Source organism: Chryseobacterium viscerum, from assembly GCF_002899945.2.
Classification (GTDB): domain Bacteria; phylum Bacteroidota; class Bacteroidia; order Flavobacteriales; family Weeksellaceae; genus Chryseobacterium; species Chryseobacterium viscerum.
In genome coordinates, this window is record NZ_PPEG02000005.1 from 83,786 (window position 1) to 110,647 (window position 26,862).

Annotated in this window: 28 protein-coding genes; 9 read left to right on the forward strand and 19 right to left on the reverse strand. The window is 36.3% G+C overall.

The window, feature by feature from the left end; all coding sequences use genetic code 11:
- The first annotated feature begins 77 nt into the window (after window positions 1-77).
- Complete coding sequence (gcvP, locus tag C1634_RS12275; protein WP_103233809.1) at window positions 78-2,936, forward strand: aminomethyl-transferring glycine dehydrogenase; 2,859 nt, start codon at window positions 78-80, stop codon at window positions 2,934-2,936.
- A gap of 95 nt (window positions 2,937-3,031) precedes the next feature.
- On the opposite strand, the gene C1634_RS12280 is transcribed toward gcvP, so the two are convergent.
- From C1634_RS12280 to C1634_RS12300, 5 genes are all read right to left on the reverse strand, one after another.
- Entirely contained in the window at window positions 3,032-3,280 is a 249-nt protein-coding gene (locus tag C1634_RS12280) for a hexameric tyrosine-coordinated heme protein (protein WP_103233813.1), read from the reverse strand.
- Between the two features lie 84 nt (window positions 3,281-3,364).
- A complete protein-coding gene (locus C1634_RS12285) occupies window positions 3,365-4,003 on the reverse strand; it encodes a Crp/Fnr family transcriptional regulator (RefSeq protein ID WP_103233810.1) in 639 nt (212 codons plus the stop codon).
- 419 nt (window positions 4,004-4,422) lie between these two features.
- Window positions 4,423-4,863: a hypothetical protein gene (locus C1634_RS12290; RefSeq protein WP_103233811.1), complete on the reverse strand. Its 441-nt coding sequence runs from the start codon at window positions 4,861-4,863 to the stop codon at window positions 4,423-4,425.
- 31 nt (window positions 4,864-4,894) lie between these two features.
- Window positions 4,895-5,629, reverse strand: coding sequence for a YggS family pyridoxal phosphate-dependent enzyme (locus C1634_RS12295; protein WP_109738489.1), 735 nt, complete (start codon window positions 5,627-5,629; stop codon window positions 4,895-4,897).
- Window positions 5,626-6,345 carry an AAA family ATPase gene (locus C1634_RS12300; RefSeq protein ID WP_109738490.1) on the reverse strand — a complete coding sequence of 240 codons (720 nt, stop codon included), beginning with the start codon at window positions 6,343-6,345 and terminating at the stop codon, window positions 5,626-5,628. The genes C1634_RS12295 and C1634_RS12300 overlap by 4 nt, the downstream gene beginning before the upstream one ends.
- Before the next feature lie 1,208 nt (window positions 6,346-7,553).
- Between C1634_RS12300 and C1634_RS12305 the strand changes: the two genes are divergently transcribed.
- On the forward strand, window positions 7,554-7,889 hold the full coding sequence (locus C1634_RS12305) for a DMT family transporter (RefSeq protein ID WP_103235629.1): 336 nt from the start codon (window positions 7,554-7,556) through the stop codon (window positions 7,887-7,889).
- On the opposite strand, the gene C1634_RS12310 is transcribed toward C1634_RS12305, so the two are convergent.
- The 3 genes from C1634_RS12310 to C1634_RS12320 form a co-directional block, all read right to left on the reverse strand.
- Window positions 7,886-8,542 carry a glycosyltransferase family 32 protein gene (locus C1634_RS12310; protein ID WP_109738491.1) on the reverse strand — a complete coding sequence of 219 codons (657 nt, stop codon included), beginning with the start codon at window positions 8,540-8,542 and terminating at the stop codon, window positions 7,886-7,888. The two genes, C1634_RS12305 and C1634_RS12310, sit on opposite strands and share 4 nt — an antisense overlap.
- A gap of 241 nt (window positions 8,543-8,783) precedes the next feature.
- Window positions 8,784-9,755 carry a hypothetical protein gene (locus tag C1634_RS12315; protein ID WP_109738492.1) on the reverse strand — a complete coding sequence of 324 codons (972 nt, stop codon included), beginning with the start codon at window positions 9,753-9,755 and terminating at the stop codon, window positions 8,784-8,786.
- Window positions 9,756-9,762: 7 nt separating this feature from the next.
- Window positions 9,763-10,191, reverse strand: a complete 429-nt coding sequence (locus tag C1634_RS12320) for a hypothetical protein (protein WP_103235262.1) — start codon at window positions 10,189-10,191, stop codon at window positions 9,763-9,765.
- A gap of 192 nt (window positions 10,192-10,383) precedes the next feature.
- On the opposite strand from C1634_RS12320, the gene C1634_RS12325 reads away from it, so the two are divergent.
- Window positions 10,384-11,460: a sensor histidine kinase gene (locus C1634_RS12325; protein WP_109738493.1), complete on the forward strand. Its 1,077-nt coding sequence runs from the start codon at window positions 10,384-10,386 to the stop codon at window positions 11,458-11,460.
- Complete coding sequence (locus tag C1634_RS12330) at window positions 11,460-12,182, forward strand: LytR/AlgR family response regulator transcription factor (RefSeq protein WP_109738494.1); 723 nt, start codon at window positions 11,460-11,462, stop codon at window positions 12,180-12,182. The genes C1634_RS12325 and C1634_RS12330 overlap by 1 nt, the downstream gene beginning before the upstream one ends.
- Before the next feature lie 168 nt (window positions 12,183-12,350).
- On the opposite strand, the gene C1634_RS12335 is transcribed toward C1634_RS12330, so the two are convergent.
- Window positions 12,351-13,085 (reverse strand): DNA-formamidopyrimidine glycosylase family protein, encoded by a 735-nt coding sequence (locus C1634_RS12335; protein ID WP_109738495.1) that lies wholly within the window; start codon window positions 13,083-13,085, stop codon window positions 12,351-12,353.
- A gap of 90 nt (window positions 13,086-13,175) precedes the next feature.
- Complete coding sequence (locus tag C1634_RS12340) at window positions 13,176-13,805, reverse strand: class I SAM-dependent methyltransferase (protein ID WP_103235370.1); 630 nt, start codon at window positions 13,803-13,805, stop codon at window positions 13,176-13,178.
- 200 nt (window positions 13,806-14,005) lie between these two features.
- Here C1634_RS12340 and C1634_RS12345 point away from each other — a divergent pair, with 200 nt between their 5' ends.
- On the forward strand, window positions 14,006-15,361 hold the full coding sequence (locus C1634_RS12345; RefSeq protein ID WP_109738663.1) for a deoxyguanosinetriphosphate triphosphohydrolase: 1,356 nt from the start codon (window positions 14,006-14,008) through the stop codon (window positions 15,359-15,361).
- Between the two features lie 7 nt (window positions 15,362-15,368).
- Here the strand turns inward: C1634_RS12345 and C1634_RS12350 are convergent, their stop codons facing one another.
- The 6 genes from C1634_RS12350 to C1634_RS12375 form a co-directional block, all read right to left on the reverse strand.
- The gene (locus C1634_RS12350) at window positions 15,369-16,442 is read right to left on the reverse strand and encodes an NAD(P)H-dependent flavin oxidoreductase (RefSeq protein ID WP_109738496.1); all 1,074 of its coding nucleotides are present in this window, start codon (window positions 16,440-16,442) and stop codon (window positions 15,369-15,371) included.
- Between the two features lie 12 nt (window positions 16,443-16,454).
- Window positions 16,455-16,907 carry a nuclear transport factor 2 family protein gene (locus C1634_RS12355; RefSeq protein WP_109738497.1) on the reverse strand — a complete coding sequence of 151 codons (453 nt, stop codon included), beginning with the start codon at window positions 16,905-16,907 and terminating at the stop codon, window positions 16,455-16,457.
- Entirely contained in the window at window positions 16,904-17,638 is a 735-nt protein-coding gene (locus C1634_RS12360; protein WP_103232255.1) for an SDR family NAD(P)-dependent oxidoreductase, read from the reverse strand. The genes C1634_RS12355 and C1634_RS12360 overlap by 4 nt, the downstream gene beginning before the upstream one ends.
- Before the next feature lie 7 nt (window positions 17,639-17,645).
- Window positions 17,646-17,864, reverse strand: a complete 219-nt coding sequence (locus C1634_RS12365) for a tautomerase family protein (RefSeq protein ID WP_103232256.1) — start codon at window positions 17,862-17,864, stop codon at window positions 17,646-17,648.
- Between the two features lie 39 nt (window positions 17,865-17,903).
- Entirely contained in the window at window positions 17,904-18,437 is a 534-nt protein-coding gene (locus C1634_RS12370) for a YceI family protein (RefSeq protein ID WP_103232257.1), read from the reverse strand.
- Window positions 18,438-18,535: 98 nt separating this feature from the next.
- Window positions 18,536-19,108: a Crp/Fnr family transcriptional regulator gene (locus C1634_RS12375; RefSeq protein ID WP_103232258.1), complete on the reverse strand. Its 573-nt coding sequence runs from the start codon at window positions 19,106-19,108 to the stop codon at window positions 18,536-18,538.
- A 198-nt stretch (window positions 19,109-19,306) separates the two neighbouring features.
- Here C1634_RS12375 and C1634_RS12380 point away from each other — a divergent pair, with 198 nt between their 5' ends.
- Window positions 19,307-20,245: an SPFH domain-containing protein gene (locus tag C1634_RS12380; RefSeq protein WP_103232259.1), complete on the forward strand. Its 939-nt coding sequence runs from the start codon at window positions 19,307-19,309 to the stop codon at window positions 20,243-20,245.
- A 62-nt stretch (window positions 20,246-20,307) separates the two neighbouring features.
- Here the strand turns inward: C1634_RS12380 and C1634_RS26305 are convergent, their stop codons facing one another.
- Window positions 20,308-20,922, reverse strand: coding sequence for a DUF4377 domain-containing protein (locus C1634_RS26305; protein ID WP_228410066.1), 615 nt, complete (start codon window positions 20,920-20,922; stop codon window positions 20,308-20,310).
- Window positions 20,923-21,069: 147 nt separating this feature from the next.
- Here C1634_RS26305 and C1634_RS12395 point away from each other — a divergent pair, with 147 nt between their 5' ends.
- From C1634_RS12395 to C1634_RS12405, 3 genes are all read left to right on the forward strand, one after another.
- Window positions 21,070-23,091, forward strand: coding sequence for a hypothetical protein (locus C1634_RS12395; RefSeq protein WP_109738498.1), 2,022 nt, complete (start codon window positions 21,070-21,072; stop codon window positions 23,089-23,091).
- A 106-nt stretch (window positions 23,092-23,197) separates the two neighbouring features.
- Entirely contained in the window at window positions 23,198-23,656 is a 459-nt protein-coding gene (locus C1634_RS12400; RefSeq protein ID WP_103232261.1) for a lipocalin-like domain-containing protein, read from the forward strand.
- A 25-nt stretch (window positions 23,657-23,681) separates the two neighbouring features.
- Window positions 23,682-24,146, forward strand: coding sequence for a hypothetical protein (locus C1634_RS12405; RefSeq protein ID WP_109738499.1), 465 nt, complete (start codon window positions 23,682-23,684; stop codon window positions 24,144-24,146).
- Between the two features lie 486 nt (window positions 24,147-24,632).
- Here C1634_RS12405 and C1634_RS12410 read toward each other — a convergent pair whose 3' ends face one another.
- Both C1634_RS12410 and C1634_RS12415 read right to left on the reverse strand, forming a co-directional pair.
- Entirely contained in the window at window positions 24,633-24,977 is a 345-nt protein-coding gene (locus C1634_RS12410; RefSeq protein ID WP_103232263.1) for a DUF962 domain-containing protein, read from the reverse strand.
- 156 nt (window positions 24,978-25,133) lie between these two features.
- Window positions 25,134-26,816: an APC family permease gene (locus C1634_RS12415; RefSeq protein ID WP_103232264.1), complete on the reverse strand. Its 1,683-nt coding sequence runs from the start codon at window positions 26,814-26,816 to the stop codon at window positions 25,134-25,136.
- Window positions 26,817-26,862: the final 46 nt, after the last annotated feature.

The following is a 26,862-nucleotide window of genomic DNA, read 5'->3' on the forward strand; positions in this document are numbered from 1 at the left end:
ATGAAATCCTCTTGTACAATCGTTCAAAAAAATGTAATTTTACGAATCTTTTTACAAACAAAATCTAATAAATAAAAATGAATACAGAACAGTTTGTGAGCCGTCACATTTCCCTTAATGAAGCCGATAAACAGGCGATGTTGGAAAAACTTGGCGTTTCTAGTATTGAAGAGTTAATTTCTCAGACCATTCCATCTTCTATCCGTTTAGAGAAAGATCTTGAGATCTCGGAACCGCTTTCTGAATACGAAATGTTGAACCACTCAAAAGAATTGGCATCAAAAAATACAGATTATACTAGTTATATCGGTTTTGGATACCACAACACCCTTTTGCCTTCAGCAATCCAAAGAAATATTTTTGAAAACCCTAGTTGGTATACGGCTTATACTCCGTATCAGGCAGAAATTGCACAGGGAAGACTGGAAGCTCTTCTTAATTTCCAGACTGTAGTGTGTGATCTTACAGGTTTTGCATTGGCCAATGCATCTTTGCTGGATGAATCTACTGCTGCTGCTGAGGCGATGCACATGTTCTTCAACAACAGAACGAAAGACCAGAAAAAAGCAGGAGCTAATAAGTTCTTCATTTCTGACCTTGTTCTTCCTCAAACAGTTTCTGTATTAAAAACAAAAGCTGAAGGATTAGAAATCGAAATCGTAGTAGGAGATCATAAAACACATCAGTTTGATGGTTCTTATTACGGTGTTTTACTACAATATCCTGGTAAAAACGGAATCGTTTTAGATTATACAGAAGATATCGTAGACTATAAAAAACTAGACCTTCAGGTAGCAGTTGCTTGTGATCCGATGGCTTTAGTGAAATTGAAGTCTCCGGCAGAAATGGGAGCTGACTGTGCGGTAGGAACTACACAGAGATTTGGTATTCCTTTAGGATACGGAGGTCCTCACGCTGCATTTTTCGCTTGTAGAGAAGACTATAAAAGAGATATTCCGGGAAGAATTATCGGGGTTTCTCAGGATATGTACGGAAAACGTGCACTAAGAATGGCGCTACAGACTAGAGAGCAGCACATCAAAAGAGAAAGAGCAACTTCAAATATTTGTACAGCTCAGGTTCTTTTGGCAGTAATGGCTGGAATGTATGCTGTTTACCACGGTCCAAAAGGATTAAACTATATCGCAGATCAGATTCACTTTAAAGCAAACGCTTTGAAGAATGGTCTTAAAGCATTAGGATATCAGACAGTAGAAGAACCTATTTTCGATACGGTGAAAATGACGATGTCTGAAGATGAGAAAGCAAGATTGGTAAGATTGATGCAGGATCACAGACTAAACCTTAACTATTTTACAGAAGGTGTAGTAAGTATTGCGGTTAACGAAAGTACAACATTAGAGAAATTAAACTATCTGATGGCTTCTTTCGCTCAGTTTAAAGACAAGCAGACTTTCAAATTAGAAATAAAAGAAGGATACAGTATTCCTGAAGAAAACTTAAGAAAAGACGAAATTCTTACAGAATCAGTTTTCAACAAATACCATACGGAAACAGAATTGATGCGTTACATCAAGCGTCTTGAGAGAAAAGATTTATCATTGACACATTCTATGATTTCTTTGGGATCTTGTACGATGAAATTGAACGCAGCAACTCAGATGTTACCGCTTTCATGGGAGAATTGGGGAGCTGTTCACCCATTTGTACCAGTTAACCAGGCTGAAGGGTACCAGGAAATGATTCGTGAACTAGAGAAAGATTTGGCAGAAATTACAGGTTTTGCAGGAACTTCTCTTCAACCTAACTCTGGAGCTCAGGGAGAATATGCAGGATTAATGGTTATCAGAGAATATCACATTTCAAGAGGAGACCACCACAGAAATGTAGTATTGATCCCTCAGTCTGCACACGGAACAAACCCGGCTTCTGCTGCTATGGCAGGAATGAAAATCGTTGTTGTGAAAAACCTTGAAAATGGTGAAATCGACTTCGAAGATCTTAAAGCTAAAACAGAACTTCATTCAGCAAACTTATCAGCTGTAATGATTACATATCCGTCTACTTACGGATTCTTTGATGCTAACATTAAAGAAATTACCAACCTTATCCACGAGCATGGAGGACAGGTATATATGGATGGTGCCAACATGAACGCTCAGGTAGGATTTACAAGTCCTGGAAACATCGGAGCTGACGTTTGCCACCTTAACCTTCACAAAACTTTCGCAATTCCTCACGGAGGTGGAGGTCCTGGAGTAGGTCCTATCTGTGTTGCTAAACACTTGGTTCCTTTCCTTCCTTCTAATGCGAATATCAGAATTGGATCTAAAGAAGCGATTGAAGGTATTTCTGCTGCACCTTACGGTTCAGGATTGATCCTTAACATTTCTTATTCTTACATCAAGATGCTAGGAACTGAAGGGTTGAAAAAAGCTACAGGACATGCTATCATGAATGCGAACTACCTGAAAGAAATTTTAGCAGAGCACTTCCCAATCTTATATTCAAATGAGAATGGAAGAGTAGCTCACGAATGTATCGTAGATTTCCGTCAGTTCAAATCTTTAGGAATTGAAGTGGCAGATGTGGCGAAAAGATTGATGGATTATGGTTTCCATGCTCCTACCGTTTCTTTCCCGGTTGCAGGTACATTGATGATTGAGCCTACAGAATCTGAAAGCAAGTCTGAAATCGACCGTTTTGCAGAAGCATTGATCTCTATCAAAAAAGAAATTGATGAAATTGCCAACGGAGAAGCAGATGCAGCCAACAACGTATTGAAAAATGCTCCTCACACAGAACAACTGGTGATCTCAGATTCTTGGGATAAACCGTACAGCAGAGAAAAGGCAGCTTATCCGCTAGAGTGGGTAAGAGACCACAAATTCTTTGCTACTGTAGCAAGAGTAGATGAAGCTTACGGAGACAGAAACTTAGTTTGTACTTGTGAGCCCATTGAAGCTTATATGTAATCTTAGTTTTAGATATAACAAATCCCTTTCATTACTGAAAGGGATTTTTGTTTTTGTCATTGCGAGCGAAGCGAAGTAATCTCAAAGCTCAACAATCATTTATTTTCTCTCCAATAATTATTAGCTGCAGCAATCGTCGCAAATTCTGTAGCAACGGTTTGCCCGATAGCAATCAGCATGGAGGCATCATCCGCATATACAGGACGTAGTTTTTCACGAACTGCAGCATCAGGTTGTGTTACTTTAATGATTAATCTTGCCATTTTTACGGCTAATTGTCGTCCTTCTTCAGGAGTTTTTGTTAATAGAGAATTGTTCGGTACTAATTGGATGGGTTCACTCATTGTATTACTTTTTTTAATTTTTTTATCTAAATATAATTTTATTCTATAACACAAATATAGAAGTCATCATTTCCAATATAAGTATCAAAAGTCACTGATCAATAATTTTATTTTTCTATTATTTTGTGTTAATTTTTTATCCAGTTCAATCTTTTTCATCAACCTTGAGATGACCTCTCTTGTAGTACCCAGATCATCGGCAATGCTTTGATGTGATATGGCCAGTTCATTCGTATTGGAAATTTTTGCTTTTGTTTTCAGATAGTCCCAAAGTCTGTCTTCAAGTTTGTAACAAATAATCTGCTTGGTGGTATGCAGTAAGTCATTGTAATGTTTCTGAAATTCAGCAATAATGAGGTTGTTGAATGAGGGAAAACGGATCAGCCATTCTTTCGCTTTATCAATAGGGATAAGCAATATAGTCGATTTTCCTTCCGGAATGGCTGAAAAATCAATAGGATGTTGATTAAACAGATGCACAAAACTGAATATGCAGGAAGATCCTGGCTGAATATAATACAGTAAAAACTGAATGCCATCTTCTTCACTATATGCTTTTACACTGCCTTCTAAAACGATAGGCAGATAGCGGATCAGCTGCCCTTGTTGTACAATGAACTCTTGGGTAGAGAAGATTTTGATGATTCCGGATTTTTCAATTTCTCCTATAAGCTCTTTTCCAAAATCGGGGAGGCATTTTTTAAGAATATTTGTATGGGTCATAAATCAGAATGTCTTTATCATATTGAAGACATCCGATATCAAAATTATATTATATTCTAATAAAAATAAGATACCTGTTCGAATATTTTTTGTTCTTTTTGCTAGTTCCTTCTTTAAAATAAAATCACCTCCCAAAATTGAGAGGTGCCTTAGTATTTAAATTCTGCTTTGTTATCTTCTTTTAAAGCTATAGGCAAGCAAAATGGCTACCCCCATAGTAACGCAGGTAATAATTGAAATGGTTTCAATTGAAATTCCACTTTTCATCTGTGTGTTTTCTTTTTCACATGAAAAAAAGAATAATACTGTCATGAGTAGACAGATCGAGAGTAATTTTTTGTTCATAAATGCATTTGTTTGGTTATGAAAGTTTTACAGCAAAAAGTATACCGAATTTGTAGACTAAATTTTAGGATATTTTAGGCCCTTTCATTCAACTTTCTGGAGACCTTGTCAATGACTGATTGATATTGAAAGTAGCTGACAAATGTGATAAGAATAAAAAATAGGGTAGGGATTAGAGTCTCTATGATCAAATGACCGACTAGGAAATGTAAAATTAAGAAAAGAATGATGGTGTATATCAAATTAAACAGGATAGGATAAAAAGATTCTATCTTGTAGGTTAAAATTTTTGTATTTTCATTATAGATGAAGTATTCTTTACCCGGAGATATCACAAGTGGAGATCTATTTGAAAAATCCAGTTTCACGAGACTATCTTTTCCAGTTATGATGTTGCCGTCAATGTTTATATGATCTACTTGTCTTTCCGCAAAAGAATTCTGTACAGCATCAGTAACATTTTTTAATGTTTTTCCTTCATTTATTTCTCTTTCAAAAGTATAGTGGAATGCCATGATGATTTTTTACGATTAAATTCCTTTGTCTTCAGTTTTTTCCTTCATCCCAATAATAGCTGTCCGGATGGATTCTCGCTCCAAAAACAGCAGTCCCCACACGTACAATCGTAGCTCCTTCTTCAATAGCTGTTTCCAGGTCTCCGCTCATTCCCATGGAAAGCTCTTTCATTTCAACATTGGGAATATTTTCCTGCATAATGTCCTGCTGAATCTTTTTCAGGATTTTAAAACATGCTCTTACTTTCTCGGTTTCCGCACTGAACAGACCGATCGTCATTAAGCCTTTTATTTTTAATGTAGAGAAGCAGGCAACTTTTCGGGTCAGTTCAATTGCTTCACTGGGATCAACTCCGAACTTGCTTTCTTCATTTGAGGTATTCACCTGAATCAAGACATCAATCGTTTTGTTTTCTGCCAAAAGTCTTTGGTGGAGTTTTTCGGCCAATTCCAGCCGATCTAGAGATTGAACGCAGATAACATCATATTTCAGAATATCTTTAATTTTATTGGTCTGAAGATGTCCTATAAAGTGGTTTTCATGAGGGGTATTCTTTAAGTCATCATATTTCTCCTTCAATTCCTGTACTTTATTTTCAGCAATTAAGGTCTGTGAGTACTCCAAAGCGATTTTGATTCGCTCTGCAGAAACTGTTTTGGTAGCCAGTAATAGCTTCACTTCGTCAATATTCCTTCCGGATCTTTCACAGGCATTTTTTATCCGGTCGTTAATGACGGCGAGATTGTGGAGAATATCTTCTTTCATGATGATATTGTTTCTTTCGCTTCCAGTTTTTTGATTAAAGCTGCTTTAACCGCTGTTAGAGCATGGTCTTTTGCTTCGGCAAAAGAAATAGAATACTTTCTTTCAACCGCTCTCATATCTTCGGGAAATTGACGTAATAATTGATCATAGAAAGTATCCAGAGTCTCAGCAGAAGGCATTTCGTAATTGATCTTTAGCTGGAAGCGTCTTAATAGGGCAGTATCAATAATTTCAGGATGATTGGTAGCACAGATTAAAAGCGAATTTTCAGGATAATAATCGATCAATTGAATCAAAGTATTAACCAGTCTTCTCATTTCGCCCACATCCTTATCATCACTTCCTCTAGCTTTCCCGATCTGATCCAGTTCGTCAAGAAAAAGTACAGATCTTTCTCTGGCAGCTTTATCAAAGATCATTTTAATATTCTGGGAGGTTTCGCCAATACGTGACGAAACGATATTACTCAGATTCAGGATAACGATATTTTTCCCTAAAGCATTGGCAATCGCCTTTGCCGTCATTGTTTTTCCGCATCCTGAACTTCCTTGAAGCAGAATCTTATTATTAACCGGAAGACCGTACTCCTGCAGTTCTTTAACATACGTATGTTCCTTGATAAGCTGGGCAAGATGCTCCTTGTTGTTTTTATCGAGAAATACTTCGTTCAGGGTTACCTCTTCTTTATCTTGAATAATAAGGTTATACAGATTCATAATGACAATTAAATGATTATTGAATAAACAAAGATAAAACTTTATTAAATGCTGAAAGAAATCCTGAATAATAATAAACCGCTAGGCCAGATGGAGGCTGATGATAAATTAAAGATAATGAATTATGAATGAAATATATATACTTTAATATTAAATAGAATGACTTGAAAATAGACCCAAACACCGGTAGAAATCTGTGATTAAAAAAAGTAAAGTTCTCAGGTGTAAAACAAAAATAAAGCCGGACTTGCGAACGGCTTTATTCATTTGGATATAAAAATTTGTTGTGAAACTAAGATCTTTTTGCTTATGTTTTTGGGCCCTTTTATCCAATGAGTAAAAGAGCAATCTGATCTCTCAGACTAAAAACATAAAACAATATAATTAGTATAGATATTCTATAGGCTTGTTTTATTTAGAATTAGTTTCTTTCTCTTCTTACTGTCATAAGATATGAAGCGATTACTACTAGACCTGTTGCGATTCCGATATAAGTTATCATTTTGTATTATTTTTAATTATTTGAATTTATTTTATCAATCTTTCAATTGCAATATTACTACTTTCAAATCACGTGCCAAAGTAAAACATTATGATGTTTATCAGTGTATTACGGGGGTTGTTGCTCCTTTGTTGATGAAATTTTGTTTACATTAAATTAATACATTATTGAGAATTTATTAATACTTTTATTATCCTATCTGTAAAATTATGTGAAAACGATAATCGTTTATCGACTTCTATATTGGAGTTGATAAAACAAATAATAAATAATGCGTAGCATAATATCGTTATGAATCACATTTCTTGAATGTATATTGTTCACCTGAAATTGATTTTCATGTTAAGAAAATTTATTTTTAGCCCTCGTTTTTATTTTGAATTTTTTGTCAGCTGTCACATTTCATGACATGGAGAAATATTGTTTTTTATGCCATAACTGAAAAATAAACTTACCTATTGGCCTATTTTTTCTGATCACACACCTCTTTCAAAAAATGGATATAACTAAAAATAAGGTACTTAAATCATTTAAGTGCCTGTGGAAAGTATTGATGGATTGGTGAAGTTTTTGGGAACGCTGGATTTTTATAGAATAAGAAAGAGCAGACCAGCATTTGTGATCTTTGGACTCAAGCGGGAATCCTCCCTCTTTATTGTTGGAATTACCGGAATGCTTTTGCTACTTTTGTAGAAAGAATGAATGTATGGGACGCAGTTATATTTTTCTTGCTCTGGCAATTGTATTTGAAATAATCGCTACTTCTTTCCTGAAAAAATCCGAGGAATTTTCCAAGTTGTGGCCGTCTGTGATAACCGTAATCGGGTATGCGTGTGCTTTTTATTTTCTGAGCCTTACCCTTCGCCAGATCCCGGTAGGAATTACCTATGCGATCTGGTCCGGAGTCGGCATTGTCTTTATAACGATGATTGGGGTAATAGCATTCAAACAGATTCCTGATCTGCCTGCAATTATCGGGATTGTTCTGATTGTCCTTGGCGTGATTATTATTAATGTATTTTCAAAAATGGGGACTCATTAAAAGATAATCTCCTGATGCTTTTGCTTCTGTTTCCAATGTTGAGACCTTGTTTTGTATAAGAAAAACTTTCCCAGCTTATATTTGAACTTTAAATAGCCACGGAACTCAATGCCGCCAAATAATGTAAAGGGAATTGCAGGGTTTTCCTCTAATGATTTCTTTATTCCTTTACTGAATACAGTAGGACCTGTAGTAGCATGTATATTATGGGGATAGCGGTGACTGTTTATATTATCAATCATCAATTCTAATGTTTTTTTTAGAAAAGGATGATTTTTATTGAAAATAAGTGCCCATTGAACATACAGATTTTCGTGTCTTTCTACACTGATCACAGCTTCATCATTTTCCTTAACCAATTCTCTGAACGGTTTTATAATGCTGCTGTCTATATCCAGATATACACCTCCTTTCTTATATAAAACAGCATATCTGAAAAAATCAGCTTTTGAAGCACCGATTCTCAGTTTACGATAACTTTTAATATATTCAGGAGGAAATTCTTCTGTGAGAAATTTTTCTATGTCCTGATCATCATAAAAGTAATACTTGTATTCCGGATTTTTTCTTCTCATATTCCAGATATGATAACGCGTAATCAGAGGAAGTTTTTTAGTTATAAAAGTCTGAAATATCTGTTTAGGTACTGCCATATTCAATTTTATTCAATTCTTAAAGGAAAATCCCGAAATCATTTTAATAAACCATTCGCATAAGTGGTAATAAGATTTTTCATAAATGAGAATACTCTTAATTTGTGTTTTCTGAAGCTTTGATTGTATTTTGGAAGAATGGTTAAATCCCAATAGATAGAAATTTTAATTTTTTTTTAATATTTTTTTTCAAATCCTGATAATGAGCTAGAAAACTTTAACATTGAACTACCGATTGATCTTATTTTACTCTTCGTCTTTCAAAAGGATTATAAGAAATTCCGACATTGAAATAGAATGAAGGTTTATAAGTCCCTTTCCATATATAATCATTAAAAGAGTCCTGCTTATTAAATGCTCTGGAATTGATATTGGCTCTGAGTCCTGTTTTAAAAGTTCCTATGAAATTCCCACCCAGATTATGCTCATAGATCGCTCCCGAATTGAGAGCAACCTGCCGGAATTCGTAAGTACTATTATTCCGGTACGTATAAAAGGAGGTATTATCCATTTCTGTTCCCAGCGAAATTCTTCCGTTGGAGAAAACATCTTTTCTGACCAATACTTTTTTCGGAAGCAGAATGTCAAGAACCCATCCGTTATTGAATCTGTTTTCTAAAGTGAAAATAGGAAGGACGGGAATTTGGCTGCTGGGATCAATAATACCAGCCAGTCCAAGGGACATTTTTGTTTTTGGAGTTGCTTTTAAAATTAAAGAAGCCGTTACCAATCCTCTTATCCGTTCAAAATGCTGATCACTTCCATCTACAGAAATATTGGCCGAGTATATTGCCGTCTTTTTGAATAACCTTGAAAAATAGACTAGATTAATAGCTTCCGAATGATAATGGAAATTTTCCTCCGTTTCAGTTCCTGGGATTACAGGATTTTCATTACTGATCGAAGTGTAACGATAGTTCAGGGCAGTGCTCAAAAGCCAGTTCTTCTTCTTGATAAAGTAAATGTTAGCATCCGCTTTCATCTGTTGGATGCTTTTTACCTTGTTGTCCGGCAGATCCTGTCCGTGAAGTTGTGACGAGAATGAAGAGGGGGCAACCAATGTATACTCAATATTAAAATTCCTCGACTGTGGGATTTTATCAGCATAAAAAGCCCGGACCTTCAAAGGAATACTGTCTTTTTTTTGAGTATACATCATACTTTTAAAAGGGAGCAGCGCCAGTGGGATAAGCGCTCTTCTCAATGTTTTCATGGGCAGTTTATTGTAAGGGGTGAATGATCGATTGGAAAAAATTGAATGAAAAAATTTTGTCATAGAAAATATCCAGACTGTTTTCAATGATGGCATCAGTATATCCGGAGGTATCCTGAATATAGGTTTCTTCTACAAATACAAACCAGAGTTCTGTGAGATCATATCTTCTTTTAAATTCTTCAGAAGCATTACTGTCAGGTACAGCAGAGTATTTCAGATCACAAAACAGGATTCCTTTTTTACCCTCCTGATGTTCCACAATATTGATAGGATGGTGGAGGTAGCTGAGGATTTTTATTTTGGGGTCAAAACATTCTACAAAATGATGTAAATCAATGAGCTGTATTACTTTTTCTTCCTGTTGGGATTCTGTCATAAAGAAACATTCTAATGATATTTCCTGGGTCAATTCGTGAAAAGCGGTCAATTCCATATGCATTCATTTAACAATGCAAAGGAATATAGAAAAGAGGCGCCCGAATTTGTTTTTATACAAAATGGCAGGTATTTTATACAAAACCCTGACCGCAGATAATTCGTATAATAAAATGCAGGTTTTGTATAATAAAATAGTTGTAAATTACGTTATTCTCTATTTTTGTTAATGATAAAATGAGTCTAGAATATGAAATACAGCCCGTGGAAATTTGAAGAAACCTTTGTAATGGATTTTTTGGTGGAAGGGAAGTATAGATTTCAAAGACACCTGCTGTTTCTGATCTTTTTTTTCTTTCTGATGTACAGTGCAAGGTTCTGGCATTGGTACTCGGGAATCTACCAGTATTATGTTCTGTTTTTTGTATATACTATTTTGATTACAATGGTTTACATTAATATATATGTATTGGTTCCCCGATTTTTCTTTAAAACAAAATATGTCACCTATCTTGTTTTACTGGTTTTGATGGGAGTAGTGGGACTCAATTTTATAGGGTATAGTTTTAGGTTATTCTTTGAAGAGTTCAGAATAAAAAATATCCTTAAAGAAAATGAAAAAGGGGGAATCTATGAAGGTGTTCTGATGTGTATTCCGATTATTATGACCACGACTACGGTAAAGCTTTTACAGAAATGGATCAGTGATAATAAAAGGATCAATGAACTGAGCAATCTCACCCTGAATATGGAACTGAATGAGCTCAGAAATCAGATCAACCCGCATTTTCTGTTTAATATGCTGAATAATGTAAAAGCACTTATCAGAACAGATCCGGCAAAAGCATCGGTGGTCATTGTAAAACTGTCCGAATTTCTAAGATATCAGCTGTACGAAAACAGTGAAGAAAAAACATTACTAACTTCAGAAATTGATTTTCTGTCCAACTTTTTAAACCTTGAAAAAATAAGACGTGATAACTTCTCTTTTGATATTCAGACAGACGCTGATAAAAGAGCAGTTCACAGTACCTTCATTCCTCCAAACCTATTTACTACTTTTGTTGAAAATGCTGTGAAGCACAGTGTAGACCTCAGTGGAGAAGAGTCTTATGTGAAAATAGACATCAATATCGAGGATAAACAGCTTTATTTTAGATGTGTCAATTCAAGGAGTGCCGGCTATGTTGTTTCGGATAAAAAAAATAGTGGGCTTGGACTCGCCAATATCACAAGAAGACTGGAACTTCTTTATGGCGACACTTTTAACCTGCAGATAGAATCAGATGATAAAGAATATAGTGTAAATTTAAAAATTCCCGTGTGATGAACTGTATTATAGTTGATGATGAACCTCTGGCAAGATCCGAAATGAGATCGCTGATTGCCGAAATTTCCAGTATTGATATCCTTGGTGAATTTTCCAATGCACCGGCTGCTCTTGAGTTTCTTAAAGATAATGAGGTAGACCTTATTTTTCTCGATATAGAAATGCCCATGGTGACAGGCCTTGAGTTTGTAGAAATGCTTCCCAAAAAATCCTTGATCATCTTTACAACTGCCTATTCTCAATATGCATTGAAGAGTTATGAACTGGAAGCTGTAGACTATCTTCTGAAACCTATTGATCCTCAGAGATTGGAAAAAGCGATTGATAAAGCATTGCTTTACACTGAGCTTTTGTCTAAAGATACCGTAAAGAATACGGTAGAATCTAATACGGCAGACTTTTTATTCATCAAAGCAGAGCGAAGATTTTATAAAATCAGTTTTTCAGACATTAAGTTTATAGAAGGTCTTAAAGACTATGTAGTCATTCATACCCAGCAGCAGAAACTGATCACTGCGATGAATCTGAAAACTATTCATCAGAAAATTTCCGGCGAAACCTTTATAAGAGTCAGCAAATCATACGTTGTGAACATGAATTATATTGATTCATTTGACAATCACAATATCTACATCGAAGATTCCGAAATTCCCCTTGGTGAAGTATACAGAGCCGATTTTTTTACAAAATTTGCGGGAGGACTGCTGAATTCAGACTAATATATGAGTAATATAATAACCAAGGTCAAAAAAATAGACCTCATTATCTGTGAAAATCTGTGTAATCAATAAGGGAAAAATGTATTCAATAGAAACGGGCTTCAGCCCGTTTAAATACATCAAATCCTTCAAAGGCTTTAGCCAAAACTTGAAATATCATCATTTATTTTAATAAAGTTTCTGATCCTTTTCACAAAAGAAACTTCTTCTTTTTCCGACCCCCGTTTGTTTTTTGATAAGTTTCTGCCCACATATCGGACAGACGGATTTGGTATGAACCAGCCACTGTTTTTTCAAAACAGATTCTCTTTTCCATTTCAGAAAATCAAAACTGTAATTTCTGGCTTCGGCAATAAGTTCTTTTCTTTTTTTAGCAGGAAGATTACCCAACAGACTTTCTGGCTGAACTCCGATTCTGAAAAGAACTTCATTTTTAATAATATTTCCGACTCCCGAAAAAATATCCTGATTCATCAATGCATCACAGACCATCATTTTCGGATTGGATTTTAATTTCTCTCCAGCTTTTTTAGAATTCCACTGATCACTCATTATATCAGCTTCCCAATCAATAGTGGAAAGATATTCAAGAGGTACGGATTTTACGGAACAGGTGTAGAAATAGATGCTTCCGGTAGAGAAAAACAATGCTAAACGTAGACTTTTATCCGGTTTAGTCTGCTCATTAATACTGTAAGAGCCGAACATTAATAAATGGATACAAATGGCTGATTTTTCAAAAATAAGATAAGTCTGTTTTCCAAAAGTCCGGATTTCAAGGAGAGATTGTCCAATGAAAACTTCTTTTTCGAATTTGGCATTTCCTGAAACTTCTGTCACTTGCTGACCTGCAAATGGCTGCAGGCTTTCTTTCATTAGTATGATGGATGGACCTTCAGGCATACGTTTATTTTGAGATAAAGATTCAAATAATATTCCATAATTGGCTAAAATCTAAAGTTTTATCCCAAAATAAACCTATTTACAATAGAGTCAGATGAGCTTTTGTCCCACAAACCGGATCACAGAACCCGTCCCATTATGGAATAGCCCTTCATTGAGTTCTATCTCTGTTTCTGATAATTCAATAATTTTATAATCAGGAAAATCAGCTTTGATCTCATCAATGGAGAATAATGATTCAATATCCTTGGGGCCGCCTACCTTTTCATTTCTTGCAATATATTCAAGATGACTTTTACTGAACGCTTCAAAAATGATAAATCCTCCTTTACGCAAGTATTGATTCAGCATTTGATGGATGGAAGACTTAATGTCTGCAGGAAAATGAGCGTAGATCAGAGCAATAGCATCAAATTGCTCTGGCTGATAATTGAGGGTAGAAAGCTCTCCAACTTTGTAATCAATGGTAGTTTGCAATTGTTCGGCAAGCTGTAATGCTTTATTCCGTCCATTGGAACTGATATCAAAAGCTGAAACCTGCCATCCCTGTGTTGCTGCAAAAACAGCGTTTCGGCCTTCACCTTCTGCCGGGAATAGTATTTTGCCGGGTTTTAATGGAGCCAGTTGCTCTTTCAGATAATTATTCGGATCTGTTCCGTACGCAAACTCTTCGTTGCTGTATCTATCATCCCATCTGTTGAGCCATGTGTTGTCTGTCATGATAAAAAGAATTTAAAATTTAAAAGAAGAATTGTGAATATTCTTCCGCTTATTAGTTGTATCAAATGTAGAATATTTCCTGAAGCTTTCCGACCCCTAAAAAACGTTTACTATAATAGATTTTTTGAATGGCAGATCTCTCTAATAAAAATCTAAATACTATTCCGTACAATTAAAATTTGGAGTAATTTTGAAAAATGATGAATTTAAACCAGATTTTCACCAATCAACGTACAGGAAACAATCCACAGACTAGGGCTTCAAGAACTGATTTTCAAAGAGATTTTGACCGAATTATTTTCTCTTCTGCTTTCAGAAGACTACAGAACAAAACCCAGGTTTTTCCTCTTCCCGGAAGTGTTTTTGTACACAACAGACTTACTCATTCCCTGGAAGTTTCATCTGTAGGAAGAAGTTTAGGAAGTATTATTGGTGAATTTATTGCTGAAGATTTTAAAAGTGAACTTACTGAAGATTCAAAGAATTTTTATCTCTATAATTTAGGAAATGTAATTGCGGCTGGGTGCTTATGTCATGATGTGGGAAATCCTGCTTTCGGGCATTCCGGAGAAGATGCTATTGCAAGCTATTTTGAAAGAAATGAAAAAGATTTGAAATCAAAGTTCAATGAAAAGGAGTGGGCAGATCTGGTCAATTTTGAAGGAAATGCCAATGCGATCAGAGTACTGGCACAGCAGCAGCAAGGAAAAGATGCGGGAGGTATTCAGCTTACTTTTTCAACGCTGGCAAGTATTGCAAAATATCCATGTGAGGCAGTAGCCAAGAAAAAAGGAATCATTCACAGAAAGAAATTCGGGTTTTTCCAGAATGAAAAAGATATCTTCCTGGAAATTGCCAAAGGAACCCAGCTTATTTCTGAAAGTGAAGAACCTCATATTTTCAAGAGACATCCGTTTGTGTGGTTAGTAGAAGCTGCGGATGACATCTGTTATAATATCATCGATATGGAAGATGCCCACCGATTGGGTATTGTTTCAACAGCAGATTGTAAAAATCTATTTTTCGAACTGGTAAAATCTGAAACAGATGATGTTAAAAGAATCGAAACAAAGCTAAGTTCTATCTCTAACGAAAATGAACAGATTTCTTATTTAAGAGCAAAAGTGATCAATGCATTAATCAATAAATCTATTGAGATGTATAAACATAACTTTGAAACGATTCTTGAAGGAAATCTTGACAACGGTCTGCTTGATATCTATAAAAACGAAAATAAAGCATTACAAGATATTGCCAGTTTCTCGGTGGAAAAAATTTACAATCATAAAGCGGTTGTGGAAATTGAAAATGCTGGGTATAATGTAATGTATGAATTGCTGGATCATTTCATCCCATCCATCCTGAAACCGGAAGATGAAAGAAAATCGTATGATAAGAAAGCCTTGAAGCTGCTTCCAAAACAATTCGTCTACGAAAACGGAACAGACTATCAGAAAGTCCTTGGAATCATAGATTTTGTTTCCGGAATGACAGATAACTACGCTACCGATTTGTATAGAAAAATTAAAGGAATAGACATCGGGATGACCATGTAAATTCTATTTATTGTAATAATTCAGAAGCCTCTTCAATTAATGACTGCATTAAAGTGGAGGCTTTTTTATGCTTTAAAACAGGGGCAATCTGACCCGCCCAAAAGAAAACGAAATCATTCTTTTGCTGTTCCAAAGCTGCTTTTCTCAAAGCTCCCATAAAGTGAGTCTGCAAAGGAAAGGGCAGTGTTTTGTCTGTTGCTGCCAATACATCTCTTGTAATTTTTGAGGTAATTCCACGTCCTAATCTTCCGGTATAAGCTCTGGTAAGGGATGTAGATTTTGCAGCGTCAGAAAATAAAAACTCTTTATGAATCGGTAAAGCTCCGGATTCCTCAGTGGCTAGAAAAGCAGTTCCAATTTGTACCGCTTCCGCTCCCAGTTGAAAAGCTCCGGCAATTCCGCGCCCATTGGCAATACCTCCGGCAGCCACGACAGGTATTTTTACTTTATCTTTAATCAATTGAATCAGAACAAAAGTTCCCGTTGTAGAAAGTTCAGACTGATCCAGAAACGAAGGGCGGTGTCCGCCACTTTCAAAACCGGAAGCTATAATCACATCTACTCCGGTTTTTTCCAGAGCAACAGCTTCATCCAGCGTTGTAGCATTTCCGAATACAACAGTTCCCTGGCGGTGAAGGTCTTCGATGATGCTTTCGTTCAGCAATCCAAACATAAAGCTGAACACTTTAGGCTTAATATCAAAAATGACTTCCAGCTGATTCTGAAATTTCGATTCAAAAGAGGGTGGAGGTGCCGGAATATCCGTATTTAAAAGATCAAAGTAAGGTTTGAAACTCTCAACAGCCTTTTGGTATTGCTTTTTTGTATGCTCTTCATCAATAATATCATGATCATTTACCCAGAGATTAAGGTTGTAAGGCTTATCCGTTTTCGATTGTATTTCTCTGTGAGTATCATAAATTTCCTGTGGCGACAAAGTATAAGCTCCAAATCCTCCCAAGCCGCCAAGATTGCTCACCGTTGTTGTCAGTTCAACAGTGGACAGCCCTCCACCAAAAGGACCTTGCAGAATAGGGTATTCAATTCCTAATAACTCCGTAACTCTATTTTTATTCCACATGATTTTGTTGATTTAAGGTTGTACGTTAGTCAATGTCTTATTAACGATGAGCCACTCTTTGTCTATCTTATTGAAAGTTATGAAATTATAATAATTAAAATCATACATCTTTACATGCAATTTTACGGTGGCAATCGAATTAATGACATCCATTGAAATGATAACAGCTTTAAAATCTTTCCCGGATTTTTCCGGGCTTACCCGGCTTCCAACTCCTTCAATATATTGTTCTGCAGTTTTGAAATACGCAGTGCCATCTACATCTCCGAAAAGCAGTGCTCCTTTATAGAAAGCTTTTGTAAGAAGCTCAGTATTTCCTTCATAAATTCCTTTGAAATAATAATTTTCAATCACATTTCTTATTTCAGCTTCTGATGTTGGGTTGGTTTTCATATCCTTTATATTTTGTGCATGACTGTTCAATGGAAAACTGAACAGCCATGCAATTATTAATACTAGTTTCATGATACATGATGCCCGGCACCCATTCCTCCGTCAACGTTGATGATCGCTCCGGAAATTAATTTGTTTTTAGCAATAGCATGAATCATCTGAGCAACTTCTTCCGGTTCCCCGATACGGTTGATCAGGTGAAGTCCGGCATTATTATCCAGATCTGCACCATGCATCGGAGTTCTGATCAGTCCGGGAGCCACTGTATTGACCCTGATATTATCTTTTCCAAATTCTGCAGCCAGTTGCAAGGTCAGAGCATGAATAGCTCCTTTACTCGAAATAGGTGCCGTGGAAGGAGACTGTGCAATAGCGTGATACACTAAAGGCGTTCCCACATTGATAACCACTCCGTCTTTTTGCTTGATCATTTGAGGAATAACAGCCTGTGTTGTGAAGAAGGTTCCTTTTAAATTGGTTGTTAAAAATCGATCCAGATAGTCTTCAGTAACTTCCAGGAATGGTTTGTTCTCATAAATTCCTGCATTATTGATCAGGACATCAATTGATCCAAATCTCTCAAGCGCAGTTTTTACCAATGCTTCCCCTGTTGATAGCTCTGAAACACTTCCGGCGACCATGGCAAGGTTGTCTCCGGCTCCCAATTTATGATAAACTTCCTCTAATTTTGAAGCTGTTTGTGAATTGATGATTACATGATCACCTCTGTCTAAGAAATAACGGGCTGTTTCCAATCCTATTCCTGATGATGCTCCTGTTACGATTACGGTTTGCTTTTTCATTTCTGATTTATTTTTTTTCTGTTGAAAATCCTTGTTCTTTTAATACTGAAACCTGTTCTCCGGCATAGCCCCAGTTATCATCTTCAATTTCATTGATGACAATGTGGGTCAAATGGGGATCCTTGTTCAAAACTGAAGTCACAGCTTCACTTATTTTTCTGATTAATTGTTGTTTTATTTCGCGGGTAATGTCTTCGCGAAGTACTTCTACTTTTATGAATGGCATGATGGTGAATTTTTAAGATTAATTGATATTTGAATGGCATTAATGAGTGGCCGCAACAAGATGAATGTTTAAATCAAAATTGTTGTAGATCAAGGTGTCACCAAGGTTGGTGAAGAAATTGGAGGATCTGAATTTGATGTTGAATTTCGTTCTGTCGACCACAATTTTAGTATCCAGAACAGCCGTATTGTCTGTTGCTACAATGTGCAGGCTTGTGTCGATAGGATGTGTAATCCCTTTTATCGTAAGATCTCCTTTTACATAATAGAGATTCTGATCACCCGGTTCAGCATGAGTGATTTCAAAAAAAGCTTCAGGAAACTGATCAGAATTAAAGAAATCGTCAGATGCCAGATGTTGGGCAAACTGTGTGTTGGTTTCAGAATCCTCAATATCAAGGATTTTAATGGCGCGGGTATCAATGACAAACTTTCCTGATGTAAGTTTTCCGTCTTCGAACGTGAAGTTTCCTTCTTTTACACCGATTGTTCCATTATGAGCTCCGGTTACCTTTCTTCCGATCCAGTGGATTGTGCTGATTTCATGATTGATTTTAAAATTTTTTGTGTCCATTTTTTATGGGGTTTAAATAATGACACAAAGTTCAGCCGATCGAAAGAAATAGTTACGTGATGTACCTCACAAAATAGGAACAAGAATAAAAAGGTTTTTTATTGATGAAGTCTGCTTAGGGTTTCTCTGGTTACTCCCAAATAAGACGCAATCAGATGTTTCGGAACGAGATTGTACAGTTGAGGGTACATGGATAAAAGCTCCTGATATCGGAATTTAGCATCATTATTCATGAAAGAAAGCAGACGTTTCTGTGCAGCCACATATCCTTTGTTGGTTCTCCATCTGAAAAAATGCTCCACCTCATGAATTTCATTGCATATCTTTTCCCTGTCTTCGTTAGAAATAGAGAGAATGCTTGCATTGGTGATACAGTCTACATTAATGGTAGCCCTTGTTGTATTGTAAAGTGCATCAAAATCCGTTACCCACCAGGTCGGCATGGCAAACTGGAGGATAAACATTTTCATGCTGTCATTAACGTAAAATGCTTTCAGGCAGCCTTCCAGAACGAAATATTCGTGATTGACGAAATCGCCCTCCGATATTAAGCTTTGTCCTTTTTTTAAAGTAATCAGGTTAAAATGTCCAAGAACATAATCCAGCTGCTCTTCCGTGAGAGATGTGAATTTTGAAATATGATCTTTTAATATTTCTTTAGAATTGATCATGATGTGTAATGAATATTCAAAAATAAGTCTTTTTCGGAATAATTTTAATTTAAAAATGAGGAAGAATGTTCATGCTTGATTTTCAATGAGTCGTGTTCCGGGTCTTACATTTATTTTTCTTATATTTAAGCAAGCGGTAATAAAAAATGTTTTTAACGAAACAGGATTTACTGCGACATATTAATAAAAATTAGAACTATGAGTATATATTTAGCGCCCGTTATTCTCTTCGGGCTTATTATTTTATTCGCTTCGTTTTTTGTTGTTAAGCAGGAAACGGCTGCTATTATAGAACGTTTCGGAAAGTTTCAGGGGGTGAAACATTCAGGGCTTCATCTTAAACTGCCAATCATAGATCAGATCGCCAAAAGACTGAATCTGAGAATTCAGCAGCTGGATGTAATGATTGATACAAAAACATTAGACAACGTTTTCATCAAAATGAAAATTTCCGTTCAGTATCAGGTCATCAGAGAGCAGGTGGGAGATGCATTCTATCGTTTGGAAAATCCTGAAAATCAAATTACCTCTTTTGTATTCGATGTGGTACGTGCTGAGGTTCCGAAATTGAAACTGGATGATGTTTTTGTAAGAAAAGACGATGTGGCAATTGCCGTGAAAAGTGAACTTCAGGAAGCTATGAATAGCTATGGGTATGATATTATCAAAGCTTTGGTCACAGATATTGATCCGGATGAGCAGGTAAAACATGCGATGAACAGAATCAACGCGGCAGAAAGAGAAAAAACAGCTGCAGAATATGAATCTGAAGCACAAAGAATCCGAATTGTAGCCGTGGCAAAAGCAGAAGCAGAATCTAAAAAATTGCAGGGGCAGGGGATTGCTGATCAAAGAAGAGAAATTGCAAAAGGACTTGAAGAGTCTGTAAGAATGCTGAATAATGTAGAAATCAATTCGCACGAAGCGTCAGCGCTTATCGTTGTCACACAGCATTATGATACATTACATTCTATAGGAGCAAGCAACAGAAGCAATCTGGTTCTTCTTCCCAATTCACCTACGGCTGCAAGCAGTATGCTGAATGATCTTGTCGTGGCAATGACGACTGCAAATACGGTAGGAGAGGCTAGTAAAGGCAAATATCCGGATCCACCTCAAAAAGAATCAGGATTTTAGAAAATAGAAATTGAAACCAATTGTAATAAAAAAATCTCCCGAAATTTTCGGGAGATTTTTTATTATTTCTTCGTTTTAGAAACCTGTTCTATCAATGTATATTTGATGGAAGAAGCATCTGCCGGAGGATTAGCGATTTTTTCTGTTTTTACTTTTAAAACATATTCGTAACCCGGCTCATACGTAAATCCTTCGATATTGCTGTAGAAATTAGTCCAGCTTTCAGAAGCATTTTCCTTTACCTGCATACATTTCATACGTCCTGCTCCTGCGGAACAATCTACCGTCTGTGGTCCTACAATAAGTGTTTTTTCGTTGGCCGCCATTGCTGCTTTTTTCGTTTTAGAAACCTGCTTTACCAAGGTGTATTTTATAGAAGATCCGTCAGCTGGAGGATTGGCAATCTTTTCTGTTTTTACTTTTAAAACATATTCATAACCCGGCTCATACGTAAATCCTTCAATATTGCTGTAAAAATTGGTCCAGTTTCCAGATGCATTTTCCTTTACCTGCATACATTTCATAGGAGCTACTCCTGTACAATCTGCTGTTTGTGGTCCTACGATGAACGTTTTTTCATCGCCAGCGGATACACCGGCAGTTGTTGTACATTGCGTCATTGCAAATAATGCTAATGCGGGTGCTGCCCCTTTTAGAATTGTTGCTATACTTTTCATAAACTTGATTTTCCCCATACCTCGCAATTACTATGCCGAAATTGACTTTCCCGAATTTGTAGTACTTCTGCTATTGCTTTTTACTTTTTTAATCATTTAATTTGAATTTATTAATACGCTAGCCAGAAAACAAATACTAAAATACATATGAATAATCAAATGCAAGTTGAAAATTACAGGATTCAAAAACCTGAAATGTGGGCAGGAAATATTGGAGATCAGGAAATAATAGATCTGATCAAAGACTCCGAATTTGCCAAAAGACAGATTGATGAAGGCCGGGATTACTGCTACTTTTTAGATAAAAAATACTATACAAGCAATACGGAAAACAGTGAGTATGTCTGCATGGCATATACCCTGAACGAACCGGGGAATCTGGAGAGAGCTTCTGCTTCTGATGTGATTGTTGAAGAAAATGAAGTCTATCAGATTCATAGGATCAGTGTTTTAAGAGAAGGGGTACTGATAGACAAAATTCCGGATACAAATATTAAAGTTCTTGACAGCGAAAATCAAAGCAGCGGAGGGGTTCTGAGCAGTAATAAAAAGATCAATATTACGATTAAGGATCTCAGGCTGTATGATGTATTGATCTTAGAAGATTCAAGGATTAAAGAATTTACGGACCGCGATTTTCTCAGAAAAGAATTCTCAAAATATGTATGGGTAAGTCCCGATAATTACTGGGCATATGGCAGTTTTAAGTTTACTTTTATCAATGAACGTGAGCAGGCTATTGCATACAAAAAAACATTTTTCAGAGATGAGCAGGGCAATGTTCTGGAACCGGAAATTAATCTTTTGAAAAAAGGAGAGAGGTTTGTGATTGAAGAGCAGAATTATATTAATCCTGTAGATTCCGGGCGTGAGATTTTTCCTTATATAGATTTTGCTACAGACAGCAACTGGAAAGACCTGTCTAATTATATTGTTCCTATTTATGATGAGATTTTTAATGTATCTTCTTTAAAGGATTTTGCTCCGAACCTGATTGAAAAATTAGATGCTATTGCTGATCAGGATGAGAAACTTCAGTTTGCAATAGAATATGTTCAGAACCATGTTTACTATATTTTCAATGCTGATGAAATGAATGGGCATAAGCCACAGGAGCCTTCAGTAACCTATGAAAACAAGCAGGGAGACTGTAAAGCAAAATCCGTTTTGTTAAAAGTAATCCTTGATTATATAGGAGTAGAAGCGTCTGTAGTACTGGTGAATTTCAATACAGATTATTATATCAAATATTATCTGCCTTCCCTTTTAAACTTCAATCATGTTGTGGTAAAAGTAAATTACAAAGGGCAGGAATATTTCATTGATGCGACGATTCGTGATGAATTCGGATTGATAGAAAACAGAGGGTTCATGTTTTTTATGCATTATCTGGAAGTGAAAAAAGACCAGGAGCTGCAGATGAGAAAACCCTATAAATTTCCCTATTTCTGTATTAATGAAAAAATAGATTTCAATGTACAGGGGACTGTAGGAAAATTTATGCTGTCAACTACTTATAAAGGAAACAGGGCCAATGCTATGAGAAGGTATTTTAAAAGTACCAATAAAAGAGAGATTATAGACAGCTGGAACAGCTTCCTTTTCTATGCACTTAATTATTCCAGTGACAGAAACGGTACAGATGTACGAAACGTATTCAAAGATGCCGCTATTGACGTGGTAATTGATGACAAAAGGCTGAATGAGGTTAAGATTCAATATAACGCCATCGTTGATAACCCTTACTATGTCGATCCACAGAAAAACCGTTTCCTGATGTACTTTGACCGGAATGTCGTGAAGGCAAGTGCAAGGGATTTTATGCATGAAGATTTACCGTTCTGGCATAATTTCGACAGTGAGAGATATGAGATTAACCTGCATACGGATCAGAAAATTGATACAGAAGAAAAATATACTATTCAGGAAAGTACCATTGCGAATCCGTACTTTGATTATAAAAGCCGTAAAAAGGTGAGCAAGAATGGAGCAAGCGTATCTATTGAACACCATCCTCTGATCAATACTGAAATTCCGAAAAGTGAGTTTGAAAAATTCAGAACCGACCATCATACCGTTGCAGACAGTAATTTCGGACTGGGAATTGACATTATAGAACCAGGGTTGATGAATAGGCTTAAATTCAGTTTTAAGAAGAAATTTAAATAAAATTCAACTTAAGGTTCAGTTTTTCAGCGGGCGGCGAAGCCGCCCGCTGAAAAACTTTATTCTCATTATTATATTCGTTTACCTCCCCAAAGACCCAAAATCATTTATGGACAAGATATTTTTTCTTGCATCTTTTGCTCTATTTTCTCCTTGCATCAATGCACAGAAATTAACCAAAGAAAATGTTACCGGATTCTGGAAACTGAAAGAAGCTGGATTTTATGAAAATAAAAAGAAAGTGATAAAACAATTCGATAACTGCCGTTTGATGCGGAATTATGCGATTAGAGAAGATGGTTTTGCTGTTTATAATTATGTAGAAGGAAGTACTGGTGATTGCAGCCCATCTGAACCCAGGCTTTCTTTTTGGAGAATTGTCGAAAACAGAATTCAGTTTTATGCAGATGACCAAAATATCCTCGAAGAGGTAGAAGTGACCTTGAATAAAGATAAAACCATGACTTTTTCAACCTATAATCCCACACGGATCAAAGTAGATGGTGATGCTCTTGCTGAAAAAATAGTAAACACTGTTCACTACGATATTCTTGAAAAAAAATACTGATTATAAACAATACACTTTTAGACCTATGAACTATGTAACGATAATATATCTTCTGAATCTTATACTGTATGCAGTTTATTTCTTTGTAAGAACAGGAAGTGAGGTTGCTATGTCCGGCTTAGATTATGCTGTTTCAGGGATTTTATCTCTTTTTTTAGTCTTTGCCGGATATCTGAATGCAAAGAAAGGAATGACCTACAGAACCGTTCTGTGGATGTTTTTTGTAAATGTTTTCCTGTTTATCTGCTCAGGTTTGTTTGATAAGTTTGGAAGTGATTTCAATATTCTGTCTACGGGGAATAGTGACAGTTTTCTTTTTACCCTGGCACTTATTGTTTATAATGGTTATTTGTTTCCTTTAACAGTCATTCTTGAGGGCTCTGGTCTATCATTGGTATTCCCGGTAGTGTTGTCCTTTATTTTGCCTTCATTGGGATATCTGATAGGGAAGAAGCTTTATCCAGGCAAGCAAAATCTCACTGAGTTGTAGCCATTGCGAATCGAAGGTGAGACAATCTCAATAGAAAAGTGGAGGTTGGAAAACGCAAGGGCGCTAAGTTTTTTACAAGCTAAAGATCTTTAAGGCGCAAGGATTTTATCTCTGATAAAATTTTAACAATACCTCTGTCATTGCGAACTGAAGGTGAAGCAATCTTAACATCATTTAAAGACTGGAAGTTAGAAAACACTAAGACGTAAAGTGATATTTAAAAATATACTGTTTTAGGGGCAAAGATTTTATCACCAATAAAATTGAAAACTGCCTGTTTTCTGATCTCTCGCAGATTGAGCAAATTAAGCAGATGCTTGTGAAAAAATCTGTGAAATCTCCACAATCTGCGAGAAAAATAATAACGTATCATTTGCTGAAAATCTTAGATTTTCTTGTGCTTAAAATATACTCAAAGTATGAAGTTCCTACGCCTTTACGTTTCCCAGCACCCAATACTTTTTGTATAAAGGAGAGAAGAAAAAATTAAGGCTGTTCCTGCTTCTGAGGTCGATTACCAGACCCAAAGAATTTCTGTTTACCAATAAGCAATTCAAAAAACAATCTGAAATCTGAAATTAAAGACCATATAGGATATTTAAAAGTAGCCGGATTGTTTCTTTCAATCACAGCATGGCTGAACCAGGCAAAGCCGTAGCCTACAATCGGAATATACCATAGAAACCTTTCCTTTCCGGAACTGATGACATACCATATAACGAAAAATACGAGAAAAGTTCCGATAAAATGAAAAATCCGGGTTCCTGTTTTACTGTGTTCCGTAAGATAAAACTGATAAAACTCTCTGTAGGTTTTGATTCTTTCAGCCATGGTAGTCTAGTTTATTGATTATATTGTAGTTAAAGCAATAATTCTGCCGATTTTGTACTAAGAGATAAAAAAGAAAAAGGCAAAATCGCAAATCAGTCTCTCCATTGGGTTTGACTTTTTTGCCATTTTGCCTTTCGCAGTTGTGCTAATTATTCCTTAGCTATTCCTTAATTCTTTTCCAAGTTTACTGTTTTTGTAGCCATAACAGAAGTAAATGACCATACCAATGAGGAACCACATTCCGAACCAGAACCAGTTTTCATGGCTCATTCCGGTAAGAAGATACAGACATGAGCTTAATCCAACCAATGGAATCAATGATAAGTTCTTGATAAAAGCAACAACACATAAGACCAGGTTGATGATGATAAAGAAGAAAATAGAAGCTCTGAATTCTCCTTCTTTAGGATCTGACCAATTCATCAGATTGTCAAAAAATTCTGGCTGCCATTTATAAAATGCAAGCAATCCACCAATGAAAACAATAGGGAAAATGATTTTACCGTTCACATAAGGAAGGTGAAATCTGCCCTTTATTTTTTCTTTAGCAGGAAGAAGAAGTACCCCTGCACATACCAATACGAATGCGAAAATAGTTCCGATACTCGTAAAGTCAAGGATAAACGTTTTATCGGTAAACAGGATAGGAATACCCACTACAATTCCGGTAACGACAGTTGCATACGACGGTGTTTTATATTTAGGGTGTACCTTTTGAAACCTTGCAGGCATCAATCCGTCACGGCTCATTGCGTACCAGATTCTTGGCTGTCCCATCTGGAAAACCAATAATACGGTAGTGATAGCAACAATCGCAACAAAGGAAACTACAAGCTCCATCCAGGCTACATTGGCATTTGTTTTCTCAAATATAAATGAAAGCGGATCTCCCACACCATCAAATTTCTTGTAATCTACCATTCCTGTTAATACAAGTGTCAATGCAATATAGATCACAGTACACAGTACAAGAGAGATAATCATTCCTTTTGGTAAGGTTTTTTGCGGATCTTTGGTCTCTTCAGAAAGCACACTTAAGGCATCAAACCCAATGTAGGCGAAGAATACTCCGGATACAGCACTCATTACTCCGGCAAAGCCATTCGGCATGAAGGAAGGTGTTCCGGTGGTAGGGCTGATGGGCGTCCAGTTTTCAGTGTTGACATAAGCACAACCTACAAGAATTACCAGTATGATCACCGCCAGCTTTAAAATAACCAGAGAGTTGTTGAAGTTTTTACTTTCTTTTACCCCTACATAACAAAGCCATGTTATCAAACCATTAATCACTAAAGCCGGGATATCTACGATGAATTTCAAGCTTCCAATCAATGGAGCCGTGTTCCATGCATTTAATAATTCTTTATTTTCTGAGCCATATTGAAAAGCTTTTCTTGCTTCTGTATAGCTGCAGGTCAGGTAATCAGGAATATGCATTCCGATACGTCCCAGGAAACTGGTGAAATAATCTGACCAGGAAAAGGCTACATAAATATTCCCGAAAGAATACTCCATAATCAGGGCCCAGCCAATTATCCAGGCGATCAGTTCTCCAAAACTGGCATAAGCATAGGTATAGGCAGAACCTGCGGTTGGAATTCTGCTGGCAAATTCAGCATAGCATAAAGCCGTAAATCCACAGGCAAAACCACAAATCAAATATAGAAGGATAACACCCGGGCCACCTCTGAAAACGGCTTCTCCCAGACTGCTGAAACTCCCAGCTCCAATAATAGCCGCAATACCAAAAAATACGATGTCCCATACGCCTAAGACTCTTAAAAGTCCCGTTGAAGTATCTGTATCTGAATAGATTTTTCTTCTAAAAAGTTGACTCATTCAATAACTATATTTGATTTGAAAAAAAGCAAATGTAATGATTTTT